9 protein-coding genes are annotated in these 9051 nt (G+C 33.1%); 4 read left to right on the forward strand and 5 right to left on the reverse strand.

Annotation, left to right across the window (positions count from 1 at the left end):
- Position 1 precedes the first annotated feature (1 nt).
- Genes AB1410_09405 through AB1410_09425 form a run of 5 tightly spaced genes read right to left on the reverse strand, consistent with a single transcriptional unit; the run spans position 2 to position 5684 of the window.
- Positions 2 to 583, reverse strand: a complete 582-nt coding sequence (locus AB1410_09405) for a hypothetical protein (GenBank protein ID MEW6456910.1) — start codon at positions 581 to 583, stop codon at positions 2 to 4.
- A complete protein-coding gene (locus AB1410_09410) occupies positions 570 to 1241 on the reverse strand; it encodes a hypothetical protein (protein ID MEW6456911.1) in 672 nt (223 codons plus the stop codon). Before AB1410_09410 ends, AB1410_09405 begins: the two co-directional genes overlap by 14 nt.
- Positions 1231 to 2760 (reverse strand): hypothetical protein, encoded by a 1530-nt coding sequence (locus tag AB1410_09415; protein MEW6456912.1) that lies wholly within the window; start codon positions 2758 to 2760, stop codon positions 1231 to 1233. Before AB1410_09415 ends, AB1410_09410 begins: the two co-directional genes overlap by 11 nt.
- Before the next feature lie 12 nt (positions 2761 to 2772).
- On the reverse strand, positions 2773 to 3993 hold the full coding sequence (locus AB1410_09420; GenBank protein ID MEW6456913.1) for a type II secretion system F family protein: 1221 nt from the start codon (positions 3991 to 3993) through the stop codon (positions 2773 to 2775).
- Positions 3993 to 5684 (reverse strand): ATPase, T2SS/T4P/T4SS family, encoded by a 1692-nt coding sequence (locus AB1410_09425; GenBank protein ID MEW6456914.1) that lies wholly within the window; start codon positions 5682 to 5684, stop codon positions 3993 to 3995. Before AB1410_09425 ends, AB1410_09420 begins: the two co-directional genes overlap by 1 nt.
- A 243-nt stretch (positions 5685 to 5927) precedes the next feature.
- On the opposite strand from AB1410_09425, the gene AB1410_09430 reads away from it, so the two are divergent.
- From AB1410_09430 to AB1410_09445, 4 genes are all read left to right on the forward strand, one after another.
- A complete protein-coding gene (locus tag AB1410_09430; GenBank protein MEW6456915.1) occupies positions 5928 to 7130 on the forward strand; it encodes a sigma 54-interacting transcriptional regulator in 1203 nt (400 codons plus the stop codon).
- 266 nt (positions 7131 to 7396) lie between these two features.
- Positions 7397 to 7633, forward strand: a complete 237-nt coding sequence (locus AB1410_09435) for a hypothetical protein (protein ID MEW6456916.1) — start codon at positions 7397 to 7399, stop codon at positions 7631 to 7633.
- Positions 7634 to 7668: 35 nt separating this feature from the next.
- On the forward strand, positions 7669 to 8250 hold the full coding sequence (locus AB1410_09440) for a radical SAM protein (protein ID MEW6456917.1): 582 nt from the start codon (positions 7669 to 7671) through the stop codon (positions 8248 to 8250).
- Complete coding sequence (locus AB1410_09445) at positions 8243 to 8953, forward strand: radical SAM protein (GenBank protein ID MEW6456918.1); 711 nt, start codon at positions 8243 to 8245, stop codon at positions 8951 to 8953. Before AB1410_09440 ends, AB1410_09445 begins: the two co-directional genes overlap by 8 nt.
- The last annotated feature ends 98 nt before the right edge of the window (positions 8954 to 9051 follow it).

A 9051-nucleotide genomic window follows, 5' to 3' on the forward strand; every position in this document is an offset into this window, starting at 1 on the left:
ATTATTTTTTCTTTTCAAATAATCCTATTGTTTCTTCAATTCCACCAACTTCAATTATAATTTTATCCCTAAATATTGATTTAATCAATACTCCATCGATCGAATCGCCTGCCTTGTAAATTTCGCCGTTTATTAATACTAATCTTCTATTTCTGTCGATTAGAATTCCACTAATATTTAAAGTAACTGCACTCTGGGGGGCTGTCTGGACTACTTTCTGGACTGAAACTTCTTTTGTCTCAGGGAGAAAAAATGGGTCCTTTCCCCATTCATTATCCAGAGCAGAATCTTCAATTCTTTGAAGCTCTACTTTTTTATTTAAATCCACTGAATCCAGAATTGTTTTTACAGGCTCTTCACTCTCAAGAGTTTGACTTCCAAGAATGGATGAGCCAGTGGTAACACTTTGTTGCCCAATTGGGCTCACATTTTGTTTAAGATTGGTTCTTATACTCTCAGCAGGTTTAGACTCTCTTATTTGAGGAGACTTGACATTTGACTTTGTAAGACTGATAATAGCTCGAGCTCCTAAAATAACAGCAATTACCACGAGGACAGCTGCTACATATTTATTCTTTAACATTGTCTCCTTTTTTATAATAAACTTTTAAATAAACAATGTATAGAACCTCTCCCACCTGTCTCTTAACATCAATTTTTATAATGGAAACAAGATAATTTACATGAGTAGCTTCGTTTATGAAATTAATACAATTTTTAAAATCCCCAGAATACGATAATTTCAACAAAAAAGACTCCATTACTTCATATCTCATATCTATTTCTTTTACATTCTTTTCCTTTAATCCCTTAAGTTCCTCTACATTTCCTTGAGAAGAAATGGTTTGTGGAACATTTATTGACATATCTGTTATCTCAGAATTTATCGAGACATCTGCCATAGCATTTCTTTTTGCAATTTCTCGAATTTCCTTAATCACCGATGAATTAAAAAGAATAAGATCCTCTCGTGTATTTATCATCGGAACTTTTTTATCAAATTCTCTATTCATTTGATCCCAGTAACTTTGCTCTAACCCATCAGGCCTCTCAAAATTTCTCCATTCGACATTGAATTTTTCGATTTTTTTATTGTATTCATCAATCTTTCCTTTAAGTTCATCAAAACTCTTTATTTCTTGGTTAAAAAATAAAAGATAAGACAACACCGGAAATATAAAGATTATTATATAGATAGAATATTTGAGAATTAAATTAATTGATATATTTCTAATATTCATTTCCTAAATACAATTCTCCTTTTACACTAAATTCAAGGATTATATTGGATTTAGTTTCTGGACCCTGCATTGTTGGAGGATTTCTATCGCCTTTTAGATTCAAGCCGGAAAAAGAAAAGTTTTTAGAATAAGAAAATTCTCTTATTTTCTGGAAAAATTTTATAAAGGAATCCTGAGCTGTTGTCTGATCTTTTGAATTTACCTCACCTTTAAAATCCACCTCCCATTTACTAATTTTGTTAGTGGTGGAAAATGATTTTATGTTTATTTCAGCCGGAATTATTAAACTTAAATCCTGGATAAATTTCGATATTATGTAAGATTTTTCTTTTGGGCTTTTTAAAATTTCTCTTCTTTCATAAAATTTTAGCCTTATTTCTTTAATTTTATTAATCTCCTCTAAATAGCTTGATGCTTCCTGATAACTCTTTTCTTTCTGTTTAATCTCTTTTTTATACTTTGAGCCTATAGAACCTAAATAGCTGTTTACTCCAATAAAAACCAAAATAAAGATTGCAGCTGCAATACCTGTCTGTTTGATTCTTCTTTTGATTTCAATCTTTTCTGATATTTCTTTAGGAACAAAATTTATCCCTTCTTTTAGAATCACACTGAGAGCCCCTCCTATTAATGTGTAGAAATTGCTGAGAAAGGCTCTCAAATCCTTTTCAGAAATGGGGGGAATCTCGACAAAATCTTTTACCATTTCCCAGTTAACAAAGGAAATAGGAATTTTTAACCCAGTCCTAATAGGATCGATTAATTTATCCATATATTCAAAAGTTCCTCCTATCAGCATTGAATTCACTTCATATCCTCTATTTTTCTGTTTGAAGAATTGAAAAGATCTCGTTATTTCCTGGAGTAATCTTGAAATCTCCATTTCTGATTCAGTAAGAATCTCTGACTTTATTGGAAACTCTCTTGTCAAAACCCATATATTTTCTTTAAATATAAGAAGAGAAGCTTTATTTTCAGATACATCAAGAAAAGAAATCGATGTTCCCTTGCTTACACCCTTTGTTAGTTTTAATACATTAAAAAATGCTTGAGAGGAAGAGGTCATCTTTGAAGGGATTAAATTTATTTTATTAAGTATATCTATATACTTATTAAGGTGCTCTTTCAAAACCATGGATACTATTGCCTCTTTTTTTCTTACCCCTCCTTCCAACAATCCTTCGCCTGATAAAAAATAGTCAAATTGAACATCTTCAAGAGATGGAACCAATTTCTTAACTTCCCGGGCTATAATTAAACTCAGGTCTTTCGGAGATAAAGGAGGCACTGTTATGCTAAACTGGTTAATTAAGGATGATGGAAGTAACAGCACTGCCTCTTTTGCTTTATATCTTTCCTCTTGAATTTTATTTCCAATTTCAAACGGCATTCTCTCAAAATTGTCTACCTCAAACTGATGATACTTGTTTATTTTAATTTTCTTTCCTGAAAGCAAAACTTCCATCATTTTAACTTTATTCTCTTCAATTTCTAAAATTAAGTATAAATTTTTAAGCATTTGAAATTTTCATCAATAAGAAGGAATCTGTTGCCCGATCTGGCCAGTTAAACTCCAGAGCGGAAGGAAAATTGATAAGGCTATGAATAAAACAAACCCCCCTAAAAAAATAATCATCATAGGCTCAAGAACACCGAACATCTGTCTTATGGCAGCTGGTATTTCTCTGTCATAGTAATCAGAAACTTTGTTAAGAGTATCATCAAGAGCACCTGTCTCTTCTCCCACTTCAATCATTCTTGTTACAAGCGAAGGAAATTCTTTGCTCTTTTTGATTCCACTTGAAAGAGATTCGCCTCTCATTATTTCTTCTCTCAATCTTCTTATTTCTTTTGCGACAACTGCATTGACCACAACTTTTTCAAGAATTGAAAGAGCCTGAATTATCCCAATTCCCGTACGATAAAGAACACTTAAATAATGAGAAAATCTTGAAAGGGCTAATTTTCTGAAAATATTTCCTAACACAGGCAATCTTAATTTAAGATTATCCCAGAAAAATCTTCCTTTCTCTGTTCTGTAAGTAATTCTGTAAAATACTACAAATCCTATGACTGTTATTAAAGGAAGATACCAGTAATTTTCAAAGAAATTTGAAAGAGTGATGACAGTCTTTGTGGGCATCGGAAGTTCCACATTGAACTCCTTTAGAACAGGGATAATTTTTGGAATTGTAAAGCTCATCATAAGAGTTATCAATCCAATGACCATCAGGATAACAATTGTAGGATACATTGATGCCTGCCTTACCTGTCCAGTGAGTTCCTCTTGCCATTCTAAAAATCTTATAAGATCCTTTAAAACTTTATCCAGATTTCCAGTAGCCTCTCCAGCTTTAACAACACTTACATATAGCTCTGAAAATGTCCTTGGATATTTGGCAATAGCATCTGAAAAAAAAGCTCCTGCAGAGACCTGTCGAACAATATCTCTCATAATTTTTTTCAGCCTTCCATTTTCAGTAGCATCTGCAAAATCATCCAGTGCTGTTAATAGGGGAACTCCTGCCTCAAGGGATGTGGCCAAATGGATGGTAAAGATTAAAACATCCCTTCTTCTTATTTTGGTCCGTTTACCTGAAGCTTTCTCCTTTTTTTTAATCTCAATAGCTTTTATGAGGAAAAGGCTCATCTTTTCAAGGGCTTCACTTAGAGAATCCTCATTGTCAGAAAGTAAAACCCCTCTAATAACCTTTCCGTTATAATCTTTTGCTTTATATTGATAATATGGCATCAGGCTTCTCCAAAGGAAACTCTCAGAACTTCTTCAACAGTGATTCTCCCCTTCTTAACAAGTTCCATTCCCCTTTCAAAAAGAGTTATGAACCCCTCTTCTAAAGCTGCATTTTTCAATGCGATAGAGTCTGCACCATTCATTATCAATTTTTTTATTTTTTCGGTAACCAATAAAAGTTCAAATATTCCAATTCTGCCTCTATAACCCTTTCCTTTGCATTTTTCACATCCTTCACCTCTATAAAAAACTACATTATCTGCATACGCAGATTCAATTTTTGCCAAAACATCCTCAGGCGGAATATAGGAAATCTTGCAATCATCACATATCAACCTTACAAGCCTCTGGGCAATAACTGCAATAAGAGAAGAAGAGATGAGAAAAGGTTCAGTCCCCATGTCTATAAGTCTCGGTATAGCTCCAACCGAATCATTTGTATGTAAAGTAGAAAGAACAAGATGTCCGGTAAGAGCTGCCCTTATTGCCATTTCTATCGTTTCTTTATCCCTCATCTCTCCGATTAAAATTATATCTGGATCCTGCCTTAATATTGACCTTAATCCCATTGCAAATGTAAACCCTGCTTTAGGATTCACCTGAGATTGCCTTATCACTGGAAATTCATATTCAACTGGATCTTCAATTGTAATTATATTCTTCTCAATTGAATTAAGATAAGAGAGGGCAGAATAAAGAGTGGTTGTTTTTCCTGATCCAGTGGGACCCGTCACAAGAATAATGCCATTAGGTCTTTCTATGATATTTTTGAAAATTTTCAGGTTTTTTTCATCAAAACCAAGCTGCTCAAGACCCATAACTATTTTAGACTTATCGAGCAGTCTTAAAACAACATTCTCTCCCCAGATAGTCGGGAAGAAAGAAACTCTGATATCGATTAATTTTTTTCCGACCTGAAATTTTATTCTTCCATCCTGGGGTAATCTTGATTCTGCAACATTGACTCCAGAGATTATTTTTAATCTTGCATTAATTGCCTGCTGAAGAGCTTTAGGAATTGAAGGGCCAAGAGATAATATTCCATCTATTCTATACCTTATTCTGAAAATTTTCTCCTCGGGTTCAAGGTGGATATCAGTGGCTTCATCTTTTACGCCTTTCAAAGTCAACTGGTCAACTAACTTTATTATCGGCGCCTCTTCTGCAATCGATGCTTCTGCACCAGTTCCATACCTTATGCCGAGTTTTATACTTTCCTCGATCAATTCATCTATTGAAATTCCTCCTGTATAGTAGATATCAATCGCATGAGTTATATCAGTTTCAGTCGAAGAAACCACTTTTACAAACATTTTTGTAATTCTTTCGAGCTCAGAAATTGCTTCCACATCATATATGTTTGCCATTGCTACTGTTAGATAGTTGTCTTCAATACTTATAGGAATTAATTTTTTCTGTCTTGCAAAAGGCTCTGGAACAATACTTAGAGCTTCCTTTTCTATAACTGTCCTGGAAAGATTAATAAATTCAACTCCTGATTGGGCAGCTAAGGCTGCAGAGAGTGTTTCATGGGAAATGAAGCCAAGGCCAACCAATATTTCTCCAAGCATTTCTCCTGTTCTTTTCTGTTCTTTCAATGCTAATTCTAATTGCTGGGGAGTTATTACACCATCTTCGATTAATCTTTCTCCTAATAAATTACTTTTTTTGGATTCTTCTCGAAATTCCATTATTCTTCCATTATTTTTATTCAAATCTCTTTAATTGTCAAGGAAAATAATAGTAAAATCGTTTCTTTACATTTTTTGGCACTTTTATTTTATTTATTTTATAATTAATATCAGGAGCAAAAAATGGGGGGAAAGATTGAAATTAAGGAGAGGGTGAAAAGGTTGATTTCCTTTTAAAGAGAAGGAGATCACGCAGGTTCTTTATCAGATTATGAGGTCACATGCCTTGAGTTTTACAGATTCTTGAAGAAAACCAATGAAAATGCAGGCTTTATGTGGGAGGATGGATGGCTAAAGAAGAATTTTGAGATAATAAAAAAATACGCTCAATCCAAAGAGCCAGTTCTGCTTGAAGGAAAGACAGGCGCAGGAAAGGAGGTTATATCAAGGTTTATTCATTTTCTGAGCAAAAGAAAAGAGAAACCTTTTTATCCCATAAATTGCTCCCTATATCCATCAGAGGATCTCATTCAATCTGAGCTCTTTGGCCATGAAAAAGGAGCATTCACAGGAGCAGATAGGAGAAGGATTGGAAAGCTAAAATCAGCAGATGGAGGGACTGTTCTCCTTGACGAGGTTCAGTCCATACCTCTAAGATTTCAGAATGCCCTTCTAAGATTCTTTGAGTATGGAGAGATCCATCCTGTGGGTTCAGATAAGATAGAGAAGTCGGATGTGAAGATAATAGCAGCATGTTCCTCATCTCCTGAAAAACTTGTCAATGATGGGAAACTCCTTGATCCCTTCTATTCCCGAATATCCCAACTCGGGCTTTATATTCCATCACTAAGGGAGAGGGAATTTAGAGATATAGAAGCTTTTATCTATTATTTTCTCTTTAAAGAATGTCATGAGCTTGGGATAGAGGAGAAGGAGATAAGTCCTTCTGCCTTGGAAGCCCTAAAGAGATATCCCTGGCCAGGAAATCTAAGGGAGCTAAAAGCAGTTATCCATACTCTCGTTCTTCTATCAAAAGATAAAAAAATAAAAATAGATGAACTTCTGGAGAAAATAATGAAGACAAAGAAAATGCTATTCCCTGATCGCTTATCTATAGATTCATCGGAGAGAAAATTTTTTTCCAAAAAGCTCATCGACTTTGGAAAAGAAGATATAAAGAGGAGCTTGAAATATTATGAACAGAGCATATCCTTTCCCGATGCACTGATGAGAGAGGAAAATGAGAATAAATTCAGCCAATGGTGGTTATACAAGATTTTTCAGGAGATGGTAGAAGGAGGGAAGAGCTTCTGGGATGTGGTTCATAGACCCTACATCAAGAGAGAACTAACCAAATCTCAGCTCAAAGAAATCCTTCGCTATGGTCTTTCCCTTTCAGAAGGAAGCTTCAAATCCCTTCTTCCCTATTTTCATATAGAGAAGAAAGATTATAAGAAATTCCATGACTTTTTAAGAAGGCAAGATCTACTTAAAGATTTAAAATAGTTCTCAAAATAGAAAAACATAAATATCGCTTATAATGCGATTTAAATCCTAAATAAATGCGATTTAAAATTATATAGAATTGATGAGGTTTTTCCATCGTTTTAATTCAAATCTAAGAATTAATTTCCGCAAAAAGTGCGATTTTCAAAAACATTTTAATCTACAAATCCTTTATAGGAGCCACCTCTCATTTTGGCACGGTATTTGATATAAAAAATATATGAATGGAAAAAAATTAAAAGAAGTTTTTGGAAGAGGTAGAGAGAGTGGAATTTCAAAAAGATTTATATAAGTCCTCACAATTTAATGAATATCTTGGGAAAGGTAAAGAAGGGGGGCTTATCTACAATAATTATACTGGTGCAATGATAGAGGTATCGAAAAATATATATGAAGCAATTTTGAATAACAGAATTAATAATCTCTCCCATTCTAATATTATCACAGCTTTAAAACATGGAAAATTCATACTTCAAAAAGATGAGAATGAATCGATATTTTAATCAGGAGAAAAAACGAATTGTATGAGTCATCGTATGTGATAGGAATTCAGATTTTACCAACCCTTGGGTGTAACTTTCAGTGTATTTACTGCTATAAAAGTTCACAATCTAATACAAGGTTTATGTCCAAGGAAGTAATGGATGCAATAGTGACCTATGTTAAAAAAACAATAAAACCCACTACAAAACATCTGAGTGTATCATGGTATGGTGGTGAGCCATTATTGGCAATGAAGCAGATAGAGTATTTGAGCAGTTCATTTATTGATATATGCAATAAGAATAATATAAATGAATATTTTTCCCATATTACTACAAATGGATATTTATTAACAAGAAAAAATCTGAATACATTATTGAAATTTAAAATTAATAACCTTCAGGTTACTATTGATGGTCCTGAAGATATTCATAATAAGCGAAGAGTATTGAAAAATGGAACAGGCACATATAAAAGAATTTTAACCAATTTAAAATATGCCATTTCCCGTAATATTAATATAACTTTTAGAATAAATAGACAGGTTTATGGGAAAAGGATTATTCTTAATCTTAGAGTGAAAGAATCGCTCAATTTAGGAAAATATCATTATTTCGCTGAAAGTGAACATGGATAAGCATCTTTTGATTCATAAGTTTAAAACGAAAAATGGAAATCAATATGTTTATGATGCTTGGACTAATAATACATATGCTGTTAATGACATAGAGATATTTTTAATTGAAAATTATTCATTATTACATAATCCAGAGTTTAAGAAAGGTCTTAAAAATAAATATCCAAACTATGACATTGATAATTCAATTAAGGAAGTCTCTTCATGGATAAATGTTGATAATGCGTTTATTCCTAAGAATTTTCAACTTATGAATTTTTATACAAAAGAACAGTATTGCAAGGAGGTTAATAATTTAGGTCAAATGATTCTTGAAGTAACAGAAAGATGCAATTTAATATGCAAATATTGCTATAGAAATGAATTTACAAAGAAAAGAACGTCACCTTTGAAAGACATGGAGTGGGAAATTGCAAAAAAATCAATAGATTACTATATCAACAAAATTAACTCCCCAGATAGAACAAAAGTGAAAGGTTTTGCTTCTTTATCTTTTTACGGAGGAGAACCATTATTAAATATTAAATTAATAAAAAAATGCTTAAATTATATTAACAATTTAGATTTCGATGATAGTATTACATACCATATAACCACAAATGGAACAATTATTAATAAGGAAATAGCTGATTTACTCGAAAAACATGGCATACAGTTGCTAATTAGTTTAGAAACTGCATATTCCGATGAATCTGGCCACTGATTCTGATTGAAACCGGCCACCTGTCGGAGCGAAGTGACGCTGAATTTTCATTATACCTCAGAGTGGCTGGATTGAGTCAAGGATGACTTTCTTTTCCT

The organism is Acidobacteriota bacterium, from assembly GCA_040756905.1.
Lineage (GTDB): Bacteria > Acidobacteriota > Aminicenantia > JBFLYD01 > JBFLYD01 > JBFLYD01.

Excerpts from the sequence above, each read along its gene's own strand:
- AB1410_09405 (MEW6456910.1), bottom strand. The coding sequence starts at position 583 with ATGTTAAAGAATAAATATGTAGCAGCTGTCCTCGTGGTAATTGCTGTT.
- AB1410_09410 (MEW6456911.1), bottom strand. The coding sequence starts at position 1,241 with ATGAATATTAGAAATATATCAATTAATTTAATTCTCAAATATTCTATC.
- AB1410_09415 (MEW6456912.1), bottom strand. The coding sequence starts at position 2,760 with ATGCTTAAAAATTTATACTTAATTTTAGAAATTGAAGAGAATAAAGTT.
- AB1410_09420 (MEW6456913.1), bottom strand. The coding sequence starts at position 3,993 with ATGCCATATTATCAATATAAAGCAAAAGATTATAACGGAAAGGTTATT.
- AB1410_09425 (MEW6456914.1), bottom strand. The coding sequence starts at position 5,684 with ATGGAATTTCGAGAAGAATCCAAAAAAAGTAATTTATTAGGAGAAAGA.
- AB1410_09445 (MEW6456918.1), top strand. The coding sequence starts at position 8,243 with ATGGATAAGCATCTTTTGATTCATAAGTTTAAAACGAAAAATGGAAAT.